The sequence below is a fragment of the Corynebacterium sp. sy017 genome, assembly GCF_017918135.1.
In the GTDB taxonomy this organism is placed as follows: Bacteria; Actinomycetota; Actinomycetes; order Mycobacteriales; family Mycobacteriaceae; genus Corynebacterium.
Genome location: NZ_RZUE01000001.1, coordinates 700,476 through 722,273 on the forward strand (window position 1 = coordinate 700,476; position 21,798 = coordinate 722,273).

At 48.9% G+C, this 21,798-nt stretch carries 14 protein-coding genes and 2 tRNA genes; 8 read left to right on the forward strand and 8 right to left on the reverse strand.

Annotated elements, in window-relative coordinates:
- Positions 1 to 18: 18 nt before the first annotated feature.
- Together orn and EML15_RS03150 are read left to right on the forward strand one after the other, a co-directional pair.
- The gene (orn, locus tag EML15_RS03145; protein ID WP_144273366.1) at positions 19 to 669 is read left to right on the forward strand and encodes an oligoribonuclease; all 651 of its coding nucleotides are present in this window, start codon (positions 19 to 21) and stop codon (positions 667 to 669) included.
- 53 nt (positions 670 to 722) lie between these two features.
- A tRNA-His gene (locus EML15_RS03150) sits at positions 723 to 798 on the forward strand.
- 38 nt (positions 799 to 836) lie between these two features.
- Here EML15_RS03150 and EML15_RS03155 read toward each other — a convergent pair.
- The 5 genes from EML15_RS03155 to EML15_RS03175 form a co-directional block, all read right to left on the reverse strand.
- The gene (locus EML15_RS03155) at positions 837 to 1,289 is read right to left on the reverse strand and encodes a hypothetical protein (protein ID WP_144273367.1); all 453 of its coding nucleotides are present in this window, start codon (positions 1,287 to 1,289) and stop codon (positions 837 to 839) included.
- Positions 1,290 to 1,320: 31 nt separating this feature from the next.
- Positions 1,321 to 2,589, reverse strand: coding sequence for a cation:proton antiporter (locus EML15_RS03160; RefSeq protein ID WP_144273480.1), 1,269 nt, complete (start codon positions 2,587 to 2,589; stop codon positions 1,321 to 1,323).
- A 139-nt stretch (positions 2,590 to 2,728) separates the two neighbouring features.
- The gene (locus EML15_RS03165; RefSeq protein ID WP_185967150.1) at positions 2,729 to 3,919 is read right to left on the reverse strand and encodes an Ig-like domain-containing protein; all 1,191 of its coding nucleotides are present in this window, start codon (positions 3,917 to 3,919) and stop codon (positions 2,729 to 2,731) included.
- Between the two features lie 159 nt (positions 3,920 to 4,078).
- Positions 4,079 to 5,257 carry an FAD-dependent oxidoreductase gene (locus EML15_RS03170; protein ID WP_144273368.1) on the reverse strand — a complete coding sequence of 393 codons (1,179 nt, stop codon included), beginning with the start codon at positions 5,255 to 5,257 and terminating at the stop codon, positions 4,079 to 4,081.
- 63 nt (positions 5,258 to 5,320) lie between these two features.
- Entirely contained in the window at positions 5,321 to 6,469 is a 1,149-nt protein-coding gene (locus EML15_RS03175) for a tyramine oxidase subunit B (protein ID WP_144273369.1), read from the reverse strand.
- Between the two features lie 348 nt (positions 6,470 to 6,817).
- On the opposite strand from EML15_RS03175, the gene EML15_RS03180 reads away from it, so the two are divergent.
- From EML15_RS03180 to EML15_RS03195, 4 genes are all read left to right on the forward strand, one after another.
- On the forward strand, positions 6,818 to 8,305 hold the full coding sequence (locus tag EML15_RS03180) for an APC family permease (protein WP_144273370.1): 1,488 nt from the start codon (positions 6,818 to 6,820) through the stop codon (positions 8,303 to 8,305).
- A gap of 127 nt (positions 8,306 to 8,432) precedes the next feature.
- Positions 8,433 to 8,505 (forward strand) — tRNA-Lys (locus EML15_RS03185).
- A gap of 119 nt (positions 8,506 to 8,624) precedes the next feature.
- Positions 8,625 to 9,866, forward strand: coding sequence for a Fic family protein (locus tag EML15_RS03190; RefSeq protein WP_144273371.1), 1,242 nt, complete (start codon positions 8,625 to 8,627; stop codon positions 9,864 to 9,866).
- 52 nt (positions 9,867 to 9,918) lie between these two features.
- Positions 9,919 to 10,482 (forward strand): isochorismatase family protein, encoded by a 564-nt coding sequence (locus EML15_RS03195; RefSeq protein WP_144273372.1) that lies wholly within the window; start codon positions 9,919 to 9,921, stop codon positions 10,480 to 10,482.
- 54 nt (positions 10,483 to 10,536) lie between these two features.
- Here EML15_RS03195 and EML15_RS03200 read toward each other — a convergent pair whose 3' ends face one another.
- Positions 10,537 to 10,812, reverse strand: a complete 276-nt coding sequence (locus EML15_RS03200) for a DUF3618 domain-containing protein (protein WP_144273373.1) — start codon at positions 10,810 to 10,812, stop codon at positions 10,537 to 10,539.
- A 137-nt stretch (positions 10,813 to 10,949) separates the two neighbouring features.
- Here EML15_RS03200 and bcp point away from each other — a divergent pair, with 137 nt between their 5' ends.
- Together bcp and EML15_RS03210 are read left to right on the forward strand one after the other, a co-directional pair.
- Positions 10,950 to 11,423, forward strand: coding sequence for a thioredoxin-dependent thiol peroxidase (gene bcp / locus EML15_RS03205; RefSeq protein ID WP_144273374.1), 474 nt, complete (start codon positions 10,950 to 10,952; stop codon positions 11,421 to 11,423).
- A gap of 16 nt (positions 11,424 to 11,439) precedes the next feature.
- A complete protein-coding gene (locus tag EML15_RS03210; protein ID WP_144273375.1) occupies positions 11,440 to 12,096 on the forward strand; it encodes a TetR/AcrR family transcriptional regulator in 657 nt (218 codons plus the stop codon).
- A 3-nt stretch (positions 12,097 to 12,099) separates the two neighbouring features.
- Here EML15_RS03210 and EML15_RS03215 read toward each other — a convergent pair whose 3' ends face one another.
- A complete protein-coding gene (locus EML15_RS03215) occupies positions 12,100 to 12,492 on the reverse strand; it encodes a holo-ACP synthase (protein ID WP_185967151.1) in 393 nt (130 codons plus the stop codon).
- 118 nt (positions 12,493 to 12,610) lie between these two features.
- Positions 12,611 to 21,793 (reverse strand): type I polyketide synthase, encoded by a 9,183-nt coding sequence (locus EML15_RS03220; protein ID WP_255455975.1) that lies wholly within the window; start codon positions 21,791 to 21,793, stop codon positions 12,611 to 12,613.
- Positions 21,794 to 21,798: the final 5 nt, after the last annotated feature.

The following is a 21,798-nucleotide window of genomic DNA, read 5'->3' on the forward strand; positions in this document are numbered from 1 at the left end:
TATGATTCAAGGATTCTAATGACTATCTCCCCCGAAACACCGGATCAGCCGCTTGCCGACAAAGACAATCGCTTAGTGTGGATTGATCTCGAGATGACTGGTCTTGATGTCCACAAGCACACCATCGTCGAAATAGCAGCACTCATTACCGACGCCAACCTGAACATTCTTGGTCAAGGTCTTGATTTGGTTATCCATGCTGATGAGCAGCAACTAGCCCACATGGATAGTTACGTCACTGATATGCATACCTCGTCTGGTCTTCTAGCAGAGATACAGCGTTCGACGCTGACCTTAGAAGAAGCCGAGCAACGCGTTATCGAGCTTATCCATACTTATTGTGGTACTGAACATCCTATGCCATTGGCGGGCAATTCCATTGCTGTCGATCGTTCTTTTATCCGCGAATATATGCCTAAACTCGATAGTGTGCTGCATTATCGCATGATTGACGTTTCTTCATTCAAGGAATTGGCAAAGCGGTGGCAGCCTCAGGTGTACTATCACCAGCCGCAAAAAGCACTGAGCCATCGCGCGCTCACTGATATTGTGGAATCTGTCCGCGAACTTGCTTATTATCGTGAGGCTTTATTAAAAGAGAGCACGGATGCACAAAGCGCACAGGCAGCTAGTGACAGCGTTACCGAGGCCTACCAGCATTTTTTGTAAATTAACTACTTTGCGTTAGTATAGACCTCGCTGCAAAAATTCCAGCAGCAATGGTGGCTGTAGTTCAGCTGGTAGAGCACCAGGTTGTGATCCTGGGTGTCGCGGGTTCGAGCCCCGTCAGCCACCCCAAAGAAACCCCGATATTCAGAATGAATATCGGGGTTGTCTCATTGTTCGCTCCAACACACATCAATGCCCAAACCATAGGTAAAGGTTTCACCTAAATCAGGTCGATACGTTGCTAGGCGTCGATAAGCACGCTTACCATCACACATTCCAAGGTCATATGCGACCACTGCGTGCGCTAAAAAAGGGCTTTCGGCAAGAGCCATCCCAGGAATCTGTGCCAAGGCCATACCCGTACCCTCAGCGATCTCACCACCCCAACTATCCCAGACAATATCACTGATAATGCCGCTAGAAGAACCACCATTATTGGTATAGGTAGGACGAGCTACACCATAGCCAGTTGAACGATCATCATTAGACCCAAGAACAATACTTTCACTTTCTGCGTTCTCGGTTGTGCTATTCACAGCAAATTGCGCTACCTCCTGCTGCCCATTCTGAACGTGTTTATCTTGTTCTTGGGCACACGAGGTTAGTGCGAGAACGCTCACACCACATATGCATATACTCAGTAGCGGTAACCTACATAGATTTTTCTTGTTCATGCTTGTCTGCTCTTTGCTTTTCTCGGCTTGGCTTTTTATGCACCGCTGCTCGCCCAACAGCAGCTGCCAATAGTGGAAAGACCAACACTGTTGCTGCTCCAGCAGCGACCAGCAATGATCCATATTGAGCCCTGATGATATGCGAATGTGTTGCAACTTCTGTTACAGCAACAATGATGGGCAACCCAGTAGCAGAATAGAAACCTACCTGCACTTTGTCCTGCCAAGTCTCTAGCTGAGTGTCCTTGGCGAAGAAAAGCTCCTGAATCATAATCGGCACACCACGAGTCAGCAGAATCACTGCCACTAGGATAATCGGCGCAAATGGCGCTTGTGCTACAGCACCAATATCAATTCCCATCCCAGACACTACGAAAAACACTGGGATGAGTAATCCGTAGCCCAGCACGTCGAGACGCTCTTCTAGCGCAGAACGCAGATTCTCCGGCACTAATTGCTTGAGGATAATACCGGCAGCAAACGCCCCAAGCACCACGTCGAGTTGGAATACCGCAGCAGCAGACATCAAAATTGCCAGCATGAGTAGCACTGCACGCACGACTGTTTGGTTAGTAGCGCTCGCCCCATCGATCATGGCACGACGCACCCAAGGCGCAAAGAACCGTACAGTACGTGGCAAAAATGCGACAAATAAGGCAATGAGGAAGAAGAGCGCGAGCACAATCGCCGTGAGAAAAGTGCTACGAGTAGAAAGCAGCAGTGCCATCGCCATGATAGGCGCAAGTTCGCCGATGGCACCATGAATCATCACCCGACGACCAATCGGTGTTGCTAACCAGCCTTGTTGTTTCAGAATCGGCATAAGCGTGCCTAGCGCGGTAGAGGTCAATGCGATCGCTAATACAATTGCCGCTGATGTGTCATCAGCACCTACTACAAGTAAGGCACCAAAAAAGCTAAAGACCATGCAGACTACCCAGGTTATCAGGGCACTTTTACCTGCTTTATCTTTCATGGTGTCCAGGTCTATCTCGAACCCGGCGAGCAAGAATAAAAGCCCCAGCCCTAGTTCTTTGAGCATATCAATGCTGGAATCATTGCGTGCCAAACCTAATACATGGGGTCCGATAATCACACCCAGCACGAGTAAAAACACCACAGCAGGAATATGTTTTCTTGTTGCCCACGACAGAATAGGTGCGGCTAAAGCAGCAGCCATGATCCAGGCGAAAGATACCAGAGCGTGCGTGCCTGTTTCAGCAGTGTTAGCACTAGCGCTAAGCATAAAATCCATAGATGCAGACGGCGCAGAAGATGCAGCAGAAGGGACAAACAAAAATTGTGGTACGAGCATGACCACTATTATGTAGTATAAACTCCACAAAAACTAAGTATGGCAACCTTATAGCACACCAAAGTGATAGCTATTGGGCATTATTCGGCTGCGCATTACCTGCTTTCCATGTCTCCCACGGGATATTCCAACTACCCAAGCCATCATATCCACTCATAAAGCCGCCAATGGTGTTCTTTACTGTGACGATATCTCCACGCTTAACTAAGCCTTGGAACCATTGTGCATTATCAGTTGAGACATTGATACAGCCATGTGATGTGTTTTGTACTCCTTGTGCCCATACTGACCAAGGCGCAGCATGAACATAAATGCCATCATAAGACATTTGTGAAGCATACTTCACCTTTGTTTTGTATCCTCCGGCTTCCAAAGATAATCCATAAGTGGTCGAGTCCATGACCATCTCTGGGTTCAGGTCGCCAATCATATACACGCCATTGGGGGTTGGCCACTGGCTTGATCCCATAGATATTGGGATGCTACGCAATAGTTCACCGTTCTTGTAGACGGTCATAGTTTTAGTGTTATCATCAGCGATTGCTTCTACGCGATCGCCAATGGTGAAATTATTGGTGACATCAGCGGTGCCATAAATATCATCACCAATGTTGACGCCATAGAGATCTGCTGCCACGTGCACTTTGGTTCCTGGCGCCCAGAATTCTCGTGGACGCCAGCGTAATTCATTAGAGGCAATCCAATAGAATGCCCCCTCTACCTTTGGTTCCGTCGTAATTTTTATCGCATCTTGCACTGCTTTGCGGTTGGCTACGTCATAACCGAATACAAAGTTAATAGTTTGGCCAACCCCTACCACAGAATCCGGCAGAGGTGTCATGGATAATGCGACTGTGTCATAAGGAGACACGGTAGAAAAGGAAGTATGGAGTTCTTTGCCATTATTGTCGACGGCTGCAATGGTATAGGTGCGACCGTAGCCTAGTGGTTCAGCAGATTTCCACTCTTTTTTATCGTCGGAAAGCTGGGCGGCAACCACTTTGCCATTCTCGTTGGTCATAGTGACCTTTTTTAGACCATCACCACGAGATGTAACCGAGATAATCTCTTTAGGGTTAACGTCTGTCTCTCCGTCTTTCACACTTGCAGCAGGAGCAAGTTTTTGCCGAGGAGCTTGTGAAGTTTTTACTGTGTTATGAGCTGTGTTTGCAGTATCAGCACTGCCATGTGAACAAGCACTAAGCGTGAAAGATAAACAAAGAAAAGCTGCTGCTATACGCTTAATACTGCTATGAAACACTAGATACTTCCCTTAATTATTAAAACTATATGTGCTTATGAATAATGGGTTCAGAACCACTATCCTACGAGCATTCTCCTCTATATATCCTTATACTCAGCAACTTGTTACACAGATGTTATACGCGTGCTCATTGCTTATTGCTCTGCGACGAAACCATCACGATAAATGAGCAGCCATACTCAAGAAATCTGGTCGCAACTGGGTATCACCACTTAAGGCCAGACGTGCAGCAAGCTGCCCAAAATAAGGCGCAAATTTCATACCAGTGCCCGACATTCCCACAGCAATGCTAAAAGACTGATCTGGTTGAGTATCAATAATTGCATGACCTGTGGAGGTAAAACCATCATGATGCATACTCAACCGTGCCACATCTGGATAGAAATCTGTCACTGTCTCTGCTACTCGTTGCGCAAAGGCGTTGAGCACCTGGTCGGATACCGTCGCAGGTATATCATCTGGATGTGTGGCACGTACCTCAGACAATAGTTCCGTGGAGAACTTGACACTAAACCCATCTATGCTGGGCGCGCCATAGATGTGGAAACTTGTCCCGTCAGCATGAGGCTTGTCGTAGAGAAAAATGGGCAATGTGTCAGGCAAGAATGCAGCGGGTGTGCGGGGCATGAACCACGTCAGTACGAGTGGTCGCACTGTAATGGCTGCACGCAATTCGGGGAATAATTCACCCGCCCACGATCCTAGGGTAAAAATAGCGTGTCGTGCTTTGACAGTGCCGCGATCGGTACGCAGCACAATGCCCTCACAGCCATGCTTATCGACGCCTATCACTTTGGTGTGTGTCCATAACTGTGCTCCATTGTTGAGCGCTTGTTGCGTGGCTGTTGCCACAGCTACCTCAGGTCGAATGGCGCCACCTTGTGGGTCGAGAATGCCGATGTCAGTGTCGTCAATGCTAAATTGTGGAAAGCGTTGCCGTAGTTGTTCAGCATTAAAGTATTCATGAGGTAATGCAAACTCGTCGATTGCCTCCTGCGTTGCGACTATAGTGCGATAATCAGCCGGACCGATGCTTAAGGCACCAATGGGCAAAAAGACATCTCGCCCAGATTTTTCATTCAGATCCAACCACAATTGGCGGGCTTGTTGCGCAAAAGAGACGAATTCTTGTCCCTCTTTAAGTGCTACGCGAAAAAGTCGAGACTCCCCGGTATAGCTGCCACGAGTATGGATACGACCAAACTGCTCAATGCCTAAAATTGTGCTGCCCGCGGGCGCCAATTCTGATAATTGCCACAGTGCCATCGACCCCATTGTTCCCACACCTACAACGGCATAATCAACCTCTACCACCCTGCTAGGTTGCACGTCCATTTATGTTTTCTCCTTTTGGTTTTCTGCTTTTGCCAATCAACAATCAATTAGTTTTATGCCAATCTATGCCAATTCAGGGGTGTGCCATATGTTGAGCCATGTGCCAATGCCTAACTCACGCGCACGATCGTATACATAGGACGCCCAGGCAACATCTTCGACAGGCATACCGCCAACAGAGAAGATAATCACCTCTTCTTCGCTGGTACGCGCAGGTTTTTCGTTGGTAATGATCTGCCCTATATCCGTAACTATTCCAGGAGTAAGGTCACCATCTTGTTCCATTTGTAGGAACTTCACTCCAATGATTCCAACGTCCTCGAAAGCCTGAGGGCTGTATTCTTCTAGCCATGCTTCATACAGTCCTCTATTGTCTACCACCATGCGTACTTTTCCAGAGCTGAGGTATTCATTATTAAAGTTCGCACAACCCGGAGCTGTAATGAGAGCACCAGCTTTGATCCATTCAGCTTCAATCATGGGATAATTTGCAGAGCCTGCTGCAGCTGTGGAGCATACGCTGACTATATCGGAGTCACGCACTGCTTCTTCTATTGTTTCTGCCGTGATAATGGTAGTAAACTGCGGCAGTGTTTCTTTGACCCACGCGATAAAAGAACGAAGTGAATCTGCACCACGACCTTTAACTTTGAGAGTATTTAGCCCAGGTCGCGCGGCAACAAAAGCCTCGAGAGCTGTCTTGCCCATGACTCCAGGGCCAATAATGCTTACTACTTTGGCATCTTCTCGAGCTAAATACCGTGCGCCTACTCCGCTAATTGCGCCAGTGCGATAGGAGGACAATAGATTAGCGCTCATAATGGAAAGTGGTGCCCCTGTCACCGCGTCGTTAAGCACGAACATATGAATTGAGCGTGGTAAACCATGATTGCGATTTTCGACGTTAGAGCCATACCATTTCACGCCTGCTCGGTGGAAAGAACCGCCTAGATATGCTGGCATTGCCATGAATCGACGATCAGTCGCATCGAGCGGCATCTGTGGATGTGGGGAAGATTCTGGGAATACCACCATTGCCCCGTGTGAATTATTATTTTTCCCAGCCATGCGATAGTCCTCGACGCTAAGGCATCTAAAAACTTCTTCCATTGTGTCTACGCACGCTGGCATATCTGTTACGCCAGCGGCAATCATGTCTGGTTCGCTGAGGAATAAGGTATCGAGTCGAGTATGTGCTGAGGTCTGCGACATAATGGCTTTCCCCTTCTTTGTGTTCTTTTCATTTTGGTTATGCAACCTTGTGCTCTGCGTAGGTTGTGTAACTTAAACTTACCCATATTCTATAGGTTGATAGAATATGGGGGTAATAATATGCAATCTGGAGAATATCTTAAATATGTGGATCTTCCAGCACATTTATTAACTATCGTATGATAGTTAAACGGGGGTGAGATCCTTTTGCCTATTGATCTATAGAAAAATCTATGTAGCATAACCCCCACAGAGCATTACCACCATGACTCATCATGTGCCCTCAAGCACTACAAGCCGACAAGCCAACAAGCCAACAAGCCAACAAGCAAGGAATAGGACAAGAAGATGTCACTCAAACCTTTGCCACAGACCACAGCACGTATTACATCCCACAAAGCAAAAACATCAGAACTGAGTCAAGGAACACTAGGAGTAGGCTCTATCGTCTTTATGGTCATTGCCGCCGCCGCACCACTAACAGTGATCGGTGGCGCACTTCCCATTGGCATCGCAACTGGCAATGGCGCCGGCTACCCCGCCATGTACGCACTCAGTGGCATCGTTCTCATGGTTTTTTCCGTTGGTCTTGTCACAATGTCCAGGAGAATAAGCGAACCAGGAGCGTTCTTTTCTTATGTTGAATCCGCCAGTAACCGCCGCTGGGGAATCGGCACCGCTTTCCTAGCCATGCTCACCTATACTGTCGTGCAATTTGCAATATACGCCTACCTTGGCGCACAGCTATCACTTCTCCTCGCCCACATTGGATTTAATCTCCCCTGGTGGATACCAACCCTAACGATTGTGGCTATCGTTGGTTTCCTAGGCTATCGCGACATTGAATTATCCTCCAAAGCTCTCGGCGCAGCGCTCATTGCAGAAATCGCCATAACGCTCATCGTCGTCGTTGGAATTATCCTCGCAGGCGGCTCTAACGGTTTAAGCGCAGAAACATTCACCCCACAAGCAATAATGTCCGGCACCCCAGGTGTTGGACTCATGCTGGCATTCGCAGGCTTTATTGGCTTTGAGTCCACAACAGTTTTTCGCAATGAAGCTAAAAACCCTGATCGCACCATTCCTCGAGCCACATACATAGCCATTGCGATCATTGGATTGTTATACACTCTTTCCGGCTGGGCTATTGTCGAGGCATGGGGTGCAGAGAACATTGCTGCCATTGCAGCGGAAAACCCCGAAGAAATGGTCATCATCACCGCTACCCGATATGTTGGCCCCTGGGCAGGAGTAGCAGTGCAAATTCTCTTACTCACCAGCCTATTTGCCGCAGCTTTATCCTTCCACAATGTCCTGACCCGCTATCAACACGCAATCGCGAAAAAAGGATGCCTGCCACAATCAGTATCCCTAGTCCACCCTATCCACAATTCACCGCATATTTCTTCGCTGCTACAAACACTGACTATTGTTGTATTCACCCTGTGCTCACTTATCGCAGGCCTTGACCCAGTTCTAGAGATATTCACCTGGTTTAGTGGACTAGCAACTTTCGCCATCGTGGTACTCATGATCATGGTAGACATCGCCATCATCAAGTATTTCCGCTCTCATCCAGCCGGCAAAGATCCCTTTTTCCACCGCATTGGTGCTCCTTGTCTCTCCCTTATCGGACTCAGCGTGGCATGCTTTTTCATTACCGCAAATCTCGTCAGTCTCGTCGGCGGCGACAGTCAAGTTGCCTGGGCACTGGCCTTATCTGTACCACTGAGCGTCGGCAGTGGTTGGCTATGCGCTGCCCTTACTCCAGATCCCACTATGCAGCTTCTCACCCCCGAGGAACTCCCAAAAAACTACGCCAAACACGCATCATAATTTGACTAGCTATACGACGCTCCCCACAGTCCTGAACAGGTGATTTTACTTTAACCGTCACATGAGTTATATTTTTCTTCGTTGTAAAACACTCTATGGGCGCAAGCTCTTGAAATTTTGCAGCATTGCGCCATTAGCTCAATTGGCAGAGCAACTGACTCTTAATCAGTGGGTTCGGGGTTCGATTCCCTGATGGCGCACTCAAGAAAAGACCTTAGCTGGAATTATTCCGTTAAGGTCTTTTGCTTTCCCACTTTTCTCTTTATCCTTCTGCCTATTAGGCCACCAATTATGCAGATTTTATGGAGGGAGTAACGATATGTCGCACAACTACCGCCCCCTCAAAACAATTTTTCACGAAACACGTACAAATACATACGCTGTAATAGACGATGCGCTAAGTAAACGACGTGAATCTGCGTCGACAATGAAGTGGAACTACCGCATAAAAGACGAACCTATTTTTGTCATGATGACGACACAAATATGCCGCATAATAGATGAAATATGGCAGCAGGAACTCAAAATTTCACAGCTCTGGGACACCTTGCCGCTCGCTGCACAGCAACACTACATCTATACCCTCATGATCAGTGAGATCATAGCTACCAATGAAATCGAAAATATCCACTCCACACGAAAAGACATAGCAGATGCTCTAGAACTTGCCCGGACATCTCCCCAAACTCACAAGCCTTTCCAGAAAATGGCGCATACTTTCCTCATGCTTTTTGGGGCAAGCGAAAGCAATGCACTACGCTACCCTCGCACTATGGCAGAGCTACGACAGCTATACGACGAACTTCTCGCAGAAGAAATTGCTGACCACGATATGCCAGATGGACATTTTTTCCGTGCCGATTCAGTCTATATTTCTAACGCACAAGGAACAGTCCATGCCGGTGTAACCGATGAAGCTCATATCATCAACAATATGCATTCCATGCTAGATTCTGCACAGGATAACCAGGGATCTTGTCTCGTTAATGCAATGGTTGAGCATTTCATGCTAGAACACACTCACCCGTTCTATGACGGAAACGGTCGCTTTGGGCGTTTTCTCCTCAGCCTGCGTTTAGTTTCTTTATTATCTGCACCAACCGCATTGTCGCTTTCTGCACAACTCTTTGAGAAAAAAGCACTGTATTATAAAGCGTTTCAGGACGCTGAGCATCCACTCAATCATGCTGAACTAACTTTTTTTGCAGAAAAAATGTTACTGTTCACACGTGAGGCACAAACCCGCCTCTACAAAGAGCTACGTGAGAAAAAAGCGTCTTTCGAGATTCTGCAATCCCAGCTACAAGAATTACAATCTGCTGGCACCATTGCATATGACAAATACCAATCCGGTATCCTTTTCATTCTCGGTCAAGCCTATCTATTCGGACCTCGCTCCGGAGTCAAACTAGAAGATATTGCGCACAATCTAAAACGGACAAAACATACTATTCGCCCTTACCTGAACAAACTACAGCGAAAAGGTCTGATAGATATTATCGAAAAACGACCACTCATTTTTCAGCTATCCCAACAAGGAATTACCAAATTAGGGTTGTAAAATCCATTGACTTCCTACCCCAAGATAGCCACCATCAACTACACTACTGTGCATGAGAGCCTTAGTTATCGTCGATGTCCAAAATGATTTTTGCCCTGGCGGTTCCCTTGCCACCGAACGCGGTGGACAAGTTGCACACGATATTGCCCAACTAATCGACACCCACGCTGATCGTTATAGCCACATCATTGCCACCAAAGACTGGCATATCGACCCAGGGGCACATTTCAGCGAAACCCCCGACTACAAGGATTCTTGGCCTACCCACTGCGTCGCCAATTCTGCAGGTGCACAATTTCACCCTAGCCTAGAGCGACAAGCGCACCGTATTGAAGAAACATTCCGCAAAGGTCAATACAGTGCTGCATATTCCGGCTTTGAGGGAACTAGCGCCTCAGAAGAACAACCCTTAGCCCAATGGTTACGCACAAGAGGTGTTGAGATTATTGATGTCGTCGGCATTGCAACTGATTATTGCGTCAAAGCCACTGTACTCGACGCTCTAGCCCAAGGCTTAGAAGTGCGTATTCTCAGCGATCTATGTGCACCCGTGCATGAAGAAACCGCCCAAGACGCTATCGCAGAAATGCTCAATGCAGGGGCACAAATAGCTTAAGGCGCCCCTCATCACAAGGAGCGCCTCTATGCCAACAGTCAATATGAGAAAGGCTTAGCGATTAGCCAATAGCTTCTGGATTTCTTTGAGATCCTTACGCTTCTTACGAGAACGTGCCACACCAATAACAATGAGAGCTGCTACAGCAGCACCAACACCTGCAAGAATTTTCTGTACTTGAGGATCTTGTATTTTAGTGGTCGCCTGGCTCTTAGCATCTTGGATAAGATGCTGTGGTTTGCTGCGATCTGCAATCTCATCTAAAGTGCTCGCAAGCTGCTTACGAGTACGCTCAATATCGCGTTGAATATCTTCAATATTGCGTGCCACGGATTTTCTCTCCTCAGTAAAACGTTTTTCTCTGGTTCCACATTACCGTAAGAACACACATCTGCGCTGTCTCAGAAACGAAAAATATCTGTGTTTCTCAAAATCCGCTACACCACGCTATGCGTTATTGTTGAAATATGGACAACGCAAATCGATTAGAACAAGGCGACAAAGCACCCGAGTTCACCCTCCCCAATGACTCTGGCAGCACCACTTCTTTGGCAGATTACGCAGGCAAACGCGTTCTCGTGTACTTCTATCCTCGCGCTAATACCCCTGGTTGCACCAAAGAAGCCTGCGATTTCCGCGATAACTTAACTGCACTCAATGACCTTGGCATAGACGTCGTAGGTATTTCACCAGATAAACCAGAAAAACTTGCCCAATTCCGCGAAGATCACCAACTCAATTTCCCTTTGCTTTCCGACGAAGACAAAAACATCATGAAAGCCTATGGCGCTTTTGGCGAGAAAAAGAATTATGGGAAAGTTGTGCAGGGTGTTATCCGCTCCACGTTCCTCATCGAACCAGACGCAACTATTGGTTTGGCTAGTTATAATGTAAAAGCTACTGGACACGTAGCACGGCTGATTCGCGATCTTAACAACTAGACTTACTCTAATGCGTATGAGCGAGAACAAGACACCCCCCGGGTCAGGGGCAGAAAATATCCTTCTGCCCCGACGTCGCCCTGCGCAACAACGTTCCCGCGAGCGCTTTTCTAAAATACTTATCACTGCGCGCCAAGTATTGGTGGACGTCGGAGTTGAGTCCTTTACTTTCGACGAAGTGGCAAAGCGCGCAGAACTGCCCATTGGTACGCTCTACCAATACTTTGCCAATAAATATGCTCTCATCTGCGAATTAGATCGAGAAGATACTGCTGCAACCTTGGAGCAAGTGCATCGCTTTGCCGAACAGGTACCAGGATTGCAGTGGCCCGACTTTTTGGATGAATTGATTGAACACCTCGCACAGATGTGGCATGCCGACCCATCTCGGCGCGCTGTATGGCACGCGGTACAATCCACACCTGCTACTCGTGATACTGCAGCTGCAACCCAACGCCCCTTACTCGACATTTTGGCGCAGGTGCTCACGCCTCTTTCCCCAGGCATGAGCGACGCTATGCGCGAAGAAATGGCACGGCTACTTATTCATACGGTAATTCCGCTGCTCAATTATGCAGTGCATAATGCGACTGACGACGAATCCTTCAACCGTATCATCAGCGAAATTAAAAGAATGATCGTTGCTTATCTTTTTGCGGTTGCTACGTCTTAATGCTCAGTGTTCTGCTAGCTCTAGCACGCATACTGCCATTGCGTATTCACCGTCATGGCTGATACTTACCTGGGCTTGGTCAATGCCACTTACCTGCGCAAGCTGCTTGGACAATCTAATCAGAGTTCTGCCATAGGCATCATTAGTGACGGTGATCTGTGCCCAATCAATCTGGCTTAGCAGGGGTTTTTGTCCAAAGCGTGACTGCGACCATGCTTTCACAAAAGCCTCTTTTGCTGCCCATTTCCCTGCCAAGGATTCTTCACGCTGTGGTTTCTGCGCCGCTAGTCTTAGTTCTAGGGGGCTAAAAACCTTGGCGAAATGCGACCCTGGCATAGCCAATTGCTCAGCAAAAGCAGGGATATGCACAATATCAGTGCCAACAAACACACTCATGATTTTTAGAATAGGAGACGCACGGTGCGTGTGCTTACACAGCACACGCTTTTATCCGTCTTCTTTTTCTTGCTCTTATATTTCCCTTATGTCCCTAGGTTGTACTCCTATTGGTTCCCTATGGCTGTGCACGCAGCACACCATCTTGCAAGCGGGTACGCGTGCTCAATAGCATTTCACTTTCATATTGTTGTGTTTTATGCGACGGTGTCCCGGTGCTGGCAACAGCACCAAGATTACGGTTAACTGGACGTTCATAGAGCGCAGCACCACCATACATCGCAGATAATATCCGCAAATAACCAGCATAAAGCCGTTGTTGTGCCTGCTCATAGTGCCGCGTTGCTGCTGTTTCCCCTTGTTCTTGCCTTAGTGCTTCATAGAATGCCTCCGCATGCACAATTGCTACTAATGCAGAGACGTGACCGAAACCAAGAGAAGTAAGCAAACCGGCTTTTGGTGGGTTGTGGGCTAAATTGAGTGGTTGACGCAACCATACCAAGTGCTCGTACTCTGCCAGCACTGGATCGACGCAATCCAAACTATAATTTGCTGGGACAAGCGCCGAGTTAAGCACTTGTGTCAGACCGATTGCTTGGAATGCGGCGGCACCACCTTTGGCATGACCGGTCACAGTTTTTTGCGAAATCACATAAAGCGGATTGCCTTCGCTTCTGCCTAGTGCTCGGGCAAGTCGCTCGTGCAATTGCGACTCATTAGGGTCATTTGCCGTGGTAGAGGTGTCATGCTTGGACACTATCGTTATATCATCTGGGTGAACTCCCAACTGGGCAAGCCCACGATATAGCCGCGATTGCTGCCCACCACGTGCTGCACCTAATGCTCCCAAACCTGGTGCTGGGATTGATGTGTGTGCACCATCGGCAAAGGATTCCGCATAAGCAATGACTCCTAAAACAGGAAGTCCCAATTGTGCTGCAAGCCGTGCCCTCGCTACCAATATCGTGCCTCCACCAGCTGATTCAATGAAACCAGCTCGTCTGCGATCATTGGCGCGGGAAAAATAGCGGTCTGGGATACCTTTATCGCGTAACTGTTGGGAGTCAGCCGTTGCTGCCATATCACCAAAGCCAGTGATTCCTTCCACAGAGAGATCATCAAAACCACCAGCGACGACAAAATCAGACTTGCCAAGTGCAATTTTATCTACGGCTTCTTCAAGGGATACTGCTGCGGTAGCGCAGGCTGCCGTCGGGTGTACCATTTGACCATAGCCACCAATGTAGGATTGCATGACATGAGCTGCGATAACATTGGGTAATGCCTCTTGCAGAATGTCATTTTGCCGTGCGTTGCCCAATAGTCCATCGATATAAAGCGAGTGCATTGCGCTGGTACCGCCTAAGCCGGTGCCTTGAGTAGATGACACTGCGCCAGGGTGTACATGAGCTAATAATTCTGCCGGGCTAAAACCGGAGGATAAAAACGCATCGACGGTACACACAAGGTTCCATACGGCTAACCGATCCAGATTATCAATCATATCCGCTGGTATGCCATAGACTGCTGGGTCAAAACCTTCTGGAATCTGCCCACCAACAAATCGACTCATTGCCATACGACGCGGCACCTGGACAGCAGAACCCGCTTTTCTCGTCACACGCCATTCATCAGTATCTGCTTCATACACAACCTGAGTCGACTCAGGCGCAGAATTGACAAAGCTGTAGGCTTCTTCCTCAGTAGAAACGCTAAACGATAGATCCTGATCAAGATAGATTGTGGTCAATTCTGGGGCAAGGTTCGACACCATATCACCATCATCATGGTATTGGCGCACCCCTACTCGACCTAATACTTCCTCACGGAACCGAGGATAAATGTCACTTTCTGCAATGTACTCGTCGTTGCGGTCATACCAACCAGGTTCGGGGTTAGTATCCCAATGGATAAGCCCCATAGACCACGCCAGTTCTGCAACACCAGCTGCACTGAGTTCCCCGCTCATTTCTGCCTCAAAGCGCGTCCGCGATGAACCCCACGGTCCTAGTTCCCCAGCCCCAACAATCACGATCATATCGTCGAGAGACTGCGTTACTTGTCCAGAGAAATCTGGACGAACCATGTCGAATTTAGCCATATTAGGCAATGCAGGCAACAGTCGTGACTGCGTATTGTGTTCCTCGTGAGCATCCTGGGTGTCTGTTCCATTGGATGCACTACGCATTTTCTGAGCTAGACCTGCTAGGTCTATGTCTTTTTCTGCCAATCCACCAGTGTAGTCAGCAACTATTGGCATGGTGGCTGCCTGGGTACGCGCCTGGGCAGTAACATTGTCCATGATATTGCGCGCCATTTCATCGGTACTATATGTGCGCACTCCTTGAGCTTCTACTGCCGCGACCAGCGGATCGTTGCCCGCCATAAGACCTGTACCACGTACCCAACCAATGAGAATATGCGCTATCAACGTACGCTCACGCCATAATGGTTCTGCGTGCCAGCGCTGCACGAGAGCGTCGAGAGCTGCTTTGGCTTCACCATAAGCTCCATCGCCACCGAACTTGCCACGATTAGGTGAACCCGGTAGCACAATGTGGAGCGTGCCATGCACATTTGTGTCTGCACCTAGTGCTGCCAATTGTGCAATAAGCCGCTCAACTCCCCAGAGCAACACGCGCATTTGTGATTCTGCTTGTGGCCCTGCATCTGCGAGGGTGCCATGTACCTTTGGGGCTGCAAATGGGAATAGTAGTGTTGGGTATAAGGCTGGCTTAATCAGCTGCGAACTGCCATTGACGGTGTGGCGTTGCTGTGTGCCAATCCATTGGGCAAGCGCATCAATATCACGATAAGAAGCAATGTTGGCAGGAACAACCCATAAACACGCTGAGCCACGTGCATTTTCTCGATAAAGCTGCTTGTAGAAATCCATGCGCTCATGGCTAAGCGAAGATGTTGTCGCAATCACTGTTGCGCCTTGGGCAAGCAACTGCGCTACTACTGCTGCAGCAATGGAGTACGGCGATGCACCAGTGACCACGGCAACGTCTTCACTGTGGGGTAATGCTTGGGTATCTTGAGCTTGGGCAGCTAGCTCATGCAAACCAAAATATGCTGCTTGTGCTGCGGCAGCTTTTCCAGCACCGGTAATATCCACGGCAGATGCTGCTAATTCACCAAGGGCAACGCGGCTGATATCTTCTCGTGCTGATGCCCACCTGTCGTCTAGTTGAACTGCTTTCTCAGGTTGGAAACATGGTTGGGTTTGTCGTATCCAATCCGTACCAAGTTCTTGTGTAACAGCCGCATAGAGCTGGGCATTTTCCTCATCTTGCGTGCGGTCGTGGACTTCGGACTGTGCTGCACTGGGATCGGTTAATCCTAGTGCACGCAATAATGTACGTGCAGTGTGTGCTAATACTCCTTTGTCGCCGGTTATGGCAGATAGTGCCTCGGTGGAAATAACCTCATGGGCGCTGTTTGTGGCAGGTGCAGTTGCTGGTGCGACGCTTACCCCAAGGCGAACAGCGATAGTGTTGATCGCTGCGTCGATAAGCTGGTCTAGTTCTTGGGTGTTCTTCGGAGCAACTGGTAGTAACGTAGCTAATTCGCCACCGCGCAATGACGCGCCTTCGCGCGTGGCTATGGTTAGTTCTGCATGAACATTGTCTATCCACCCTTGTCCTAATTGCCACACTGTGCTGATACGCTCTGCAATGTAGTGGGGACGTTGTGAAGCAGGTCCGGTGAGTCTGCGCAATGCATCAGAAATTGCATCGCCGAGCACAGAACCAAATGGTTGATAGCCTTTTGCCATGCTCGTCACTGTCTGAGCAAGCTCATCTAGTGGAGCGTCAGCTGCACCGTCGATAGCGCCAAGATTAAACTCCACGCCGAGGTCTAGGAGCAGCTGGTTGCGTCGAGATGATACGCCTTCGACGAGCGTCTCAATAGAGTCAGCTGCTGTTATTTGTTCAGGACGCACTTTTGTCCATAGTGCTACGAGCATACGCGTCGCATCGGAAATACTAAATTCAATATCAGCTGGTGGTGACGCTGGTGCAGCAGGCGCGGACTCTGCTTGCGGAACTACCTGGGCATAAGCACTAGGTTCTTGTGCAATGTTGTGTGCTGTTTCAGCAGTGTCATCGTGGGGTGTTGTATCTTCTATCACGCGTAGTTGTTCATCTTTGGCAAAGATGCGCAGCTGATCTCGTTCTACATTGAGCACTTCTAACTCTGGCTTTTCGACGCTATGCTCAGGCAGGCTAAGCGTCTGCCCCATTAAGTTGGCAAGTGTTGGTGCTGATCCCACGCCTACTTCAATGTAGTGTTCGATACCTAGCCCACCTTGTTCCGGGGCACGCATGACGAGTTCTTGAGTCTCAATCCAGCGCACTGGTGAGGCAAATTGCCATGCTAAAAGCTCAATGAGTATGAGTCGCCCTAAGGCAGTGGGGTTGCTCAGGTGTGCGTCGAAATGCTTATGTACCTCTGCCAGGATGGGGGAATCAACAACATCGAGTATGGCGGCTACGAACTCTTTACTGAGTGCGAAAGGACGCGCCACCAAGTTAGGAATATACCGATCTACTAGGACTGAGAGGTCAAGATCTGCGGGAATTAGCTGGTCGAGGTGTTCTCGGAAATCATCTACGCCCCCAAGCAAATGGCTGGAGTGGAACGGCACATCAATACCAGGGATAAGGATAAATGCGCGTTCGCCAGGTGCTCGTTGTTGGGTTTTTTCTTCTAAAATTTTCAGACCACGGTAGGTTCCTGCCACGGCGTATTGTCGACCAGCGACGTTATAGTTAACGATCTCTAAAAACTCACCAGATTCAGCGGCAATACCACGCACGTAATCAAATACTTCTGCGGCATTTAACCCCATCTTGTGTGGTCGCAACGCAGCCAGCCCAAAATTAGAATTACCAGCTGCATCTCTTTCCACCAGTCGGTGCATAGTAAGCCCTCGACGATACACAATGGCAAGAATTGCCTCAAGAGGAATAACCTGCGCATAGGCAGCAAGCGCATTGTATTCACCAACGGAATGACCAGCAAAACACGCTTGTTCATCAAGCACCTGAGCCTCGCGTAATTGCGCCACCTGTGCAATCGCTAAGGTAGCCATTGCCACCTGGGTAAATTGGGTTAGGAACAACACGCCTTGAGGGTGCGCAAATTTTTCGCCGTCGACGATCACCTCGTGCGGATTATTCTGCACAATTTCTAGCACAGAGAAGCCAAGCCGTGTGCGTGTGTAGTGATCTGCTTGATCCCATAGGGCACGCGCTGCTGCTGATTCTTGGCGCGCTGCCATACCCATACCTTGGGATTGGATGCCTTGCCCAGGGAACACATACATGGTCTTGGGGGCTGCCATGATGGCGGTGGCTTTGAGAACTATTTTCTCCCCATTGTCTACTGTGATGGTGATTTCGCGTATCTCACCGTATCCGGGGCGAGTATCGAATCCCACGCGATATACCTCTACTTCGAGCTGCTGCCCTGGCAGAATTGGTGCCAGCATAGTGCTCTTGTACTCCCGTATCTGTGCTGGTGCAGTGCCATGTTCACTATCGCCTGAGGTTGCTACTAATTGGGCAATCGCCGAGGTCCACATACCGTGCACAATAACGCCTTGAGGTAATCCAGCTAGGCGAGCTGCAATATCGCTGACATGTATGGGATTGTGGTCGCCAGATACCGCGGCAAAAGGTGCCATAGAACTTGGTGCGTTTAGCACTGCATGGGCACGCACAGCACGCGGGGTCTGTACCTGGTGCGTGGTTTTTTCTTCTTCAGGTAATGCGTGTTTTCCTTTACGACCACGCACAATAAAGCGTTCTGTGAGCCTTGCTACTGTTTCTTGTTCTTGGCTTTCTTGTCCGTCTTGGTGGTCTTTGCGACCTTCACTGTCGTTATCATCTTTATTATTTTTGCCAACAGTAAGTTCAGCACGAACTTCTATTAACCGCCCCAAAGCAGTATCTGCTACGTGTTCAACATGAGCAGATACGTCGATATTGCTGTGCTGTGTTGGTACTTGTTGACACATTTCTATGCGGTGTTCTAGATGGACGAGTGACAACATTCCTTCTGAAACTCGTGCATCTGTTTTCCCTGGTATGTGTGCTTCTTTCACTGCGGCGAAAATTGCCGGCCATGCTAAACCTACGAGCGCATCAGGAGCAGTGGTTGCTGGACTGAGTGAATGTGGCAAACAGGAAGCTAGTACATTGTGGTAGTCAGCGCGTGTGGTGTCGTCGAAAGTGGCACGCCAATGCACGTGCCCGGTCTGTGTATCAACCTCACCGAGGGTACCGCCGGCAGCAATTCGGATAAGCTCATCCATTGCTTGCTCAGCGTCAGTAGTGGTAACAACTGGAACTGCATTTCGTGGGCTGGTTGCTAATAGCTCAAGGCGAATTTCTAGCTCTGGCGTAGCCTGTTGAGCGTTTACCTGGCTTGGGCGGTGCAGTGGAATACGAAGGAGTGCGTGCTCTGCGTCTTCTGTGGTCAATTGTGCGCCGGTTCCAGCGTGATAAGCCTCCTGGGCTGTGTTATCAATGCGCCAAGTATCTGGAGCACCGATAAGAGCAGTAAGGGAGGGCATATGTCGTCCAGCCCAATAGGTGCCTGTTGCATGGATAATCCGCTCGAGGATTGTGGTTTCTTGCTGCTGAGGAGCTACGCCTTGTTGTTCTAGGGCTTGAATTGTATTGCGATTAAAGCGTGCAAATAATTCAGCTACTGGCTCATTGAGTTGTGTGATTCCAGAAACCGCGGCAATTCCTGGGATAATCGCTACTTGATCAGCATCATAGCGATCATCGTGGGATTGCCACAGTGAGTCAGATCGCCACCAACCACGCACATCTTTGTCAATGATTGGCACAAAGTTCACTGGTTTTCCTGCTGACCGGGCAAGCTGCAAGAACCAGGCGCGATCCGCAGGGTGCAAAGTATGCGTGGTGTCATACATTGCTGTGAGCTTTTCGACGATATCTCGTGGATCATCGTCAGTGCTAAGGGTTATTGCAGCTGTAAAACTGCCATGATCGACGTCGCTAAGCCGCGATTGGGTGCGGTCAATCATGTGGCTAAAGCGAGTGAACCAGCTGTGATCCTGCCATGTGTTTGTTCCTGCTTGGGGGCCGGAGAGTTCGAGATAACGCTCAAGCCATTGGGCATAGGTCATGGAGTCGAGGTCACCAAAATAAGGTTTAGCAGTTTTATTGATTGCAGCAATGATCTCTGCTTTTCTTTGAGCAATGCTTTCTGCGTCGCCTGCAAGCTCATCAAGCAAGCGTCCTGCTTTGGCAAAGGAATTGTCTATTTCGTGGATGTCAGCACCAAGTTGGGAGCGCCCAGAGGTCATTCCGCCTCGTGATTGCCCTGGACGAACCCATGTATCACTGCCTTGGGTAGCGACCAGTAATTCTTTTACGCTGTGGCTTGTTTTTGCTTCTTTTGTTGCCATAGCAGCGGTACCAAGAAGAATGCCGTCTACTGGCATGGCGGGAAACTCATACTTCTTAGCCCACTCGCCGGTGAGATAGTGGGTTGCTTGTTCTGGTGTGCCGATACCGCCTCCGACGCAAAGAATGAGGTTTTCTTGTTCTCGAATATCGTTATATGTAGCCAGGAGTAGATCGTCTAGGTCTTCCCATGAGTGGTGACCACCTGCTTTACCACCTTCGACCTGCATGATAATAGGTAGTTCTGGGGTGGCTTTGGCAATCGCAATGACCTGCTGAATTTGTGTTATTGCACCAGGCTTAAATGCTATCCAAGAAAAGCCTCGTGCTCTTAAATCACGCAGGAGTGCCACTGCTTCATCTTTATCTGGAATACCAGCGCTAATGACGATTCCGTTAATTGGTTTTCCTTGAGCTCTGGCTTTAGGGATGAGTGCTTTTCCAGCGATATGTAGTTGCCATAGTTTTGGATCTAAGAACATGGAGTTGAATTGTGCATTCACTCCGGGTTGTAGAAGCTGGGTTAATTTTTCCAGATTGTGTTGCGCTATTTCCGGAGTTACTTGACCGCCACCAGCAAGCTCTGCCCAATGTCCAGCATTGGCGGCAGCGGCAACAATTTCTGGGTCCACCGTTGTCGGGGTCATGCCAGCTAATAGGATGGGGCTACAACCAGTAAGTTCGGTGAATTTCGTTGCCAGACGAACCTCGGTGCTTTCATCGTCACGGACAAGTCGTGGCAAAAAGTTACTGTAGGGTTGAGCTACGTGTGGTGCGGCACCTACGTCGAAAAGCTGCTGTTGTCCTTTTTCTGTGCTCACACATAAGGAGCGGGCACCTGTGCCAATCAACAACGCATTGGTGATTTTCTCTACCCCGGTATCAGGTCCTACGTCGAGGAACCACCGGATGCCTTGACGCTGAGCATGCTCGACGGTCTGCTGCCAATCAACAGGGGTGAACATCACCGCTTGTGCTGCTTGACGAGCAAGTTCGTAATCAACGCCTATGTGCTTAGCCCAGGCTACTACTTGCTCAACTCCCTCAAGCATTGCTGGGTGATGAAACCCAGCGGAGATATTCAAGGGAGTGATTTTTGGCTTAACTGTGTACTGCTCCCCATACTGCGCTAGGTAGGCAATGACCTTCTCATTGTCTTTTGGTCGACCTACTATTACATATTTTTTGCGCCCATTGCATAGCCCAATGACAGGACGTATCTGCTGGTCAGTGTGTGCACAACTTTCTTCGATAGCGTGCACTAGCTGTGTCCGAGAGATCCCGTCGACAGCGATCATAGGTACAGCACTGCCTACCTGCACTAATCCCGTTTGTTGTGCTCTGCGGGTGATCGCAGCTCCAATAAGCTGGGCGATTGCTAAAATTTCTGCTTTGCGTTCTGGCTGTTCATAGGCATAAACCGCCAATACTCCCTGCGAATGACCCAATACACTGACCGCTTGGGCGCTCGGCAGACCTTGTGCTTCCAAGAGGGAAAGAAGTGCAATCTGACTCAGATAAATACCTGGTACGCTACTGGCCGCATGATTCACATAGTCGGGCACATGATGTTCCTGTTCTTGGGTACGCCATGCCCATTGGATTGGTTGAAAACCATGTGGTCGTATCCTGAGCAATTCTCCAGCAACGGGAGCTAATAATTCATGTGCACTTTCGACGATTTCCGAGAGTTCTTTATCTGCGCCCTGGGCTAAGCACTGCGCTAGGGTACCCAACCACGGAACACCTTGACCAGCAAATACAAGTGCATATGGGTGCTGGACAAAAGTGTCTATCAAGCGATAATTCCAAGAGCTATCGACCAATTCGGTTATCTTAGAAGTTGCCACGATAT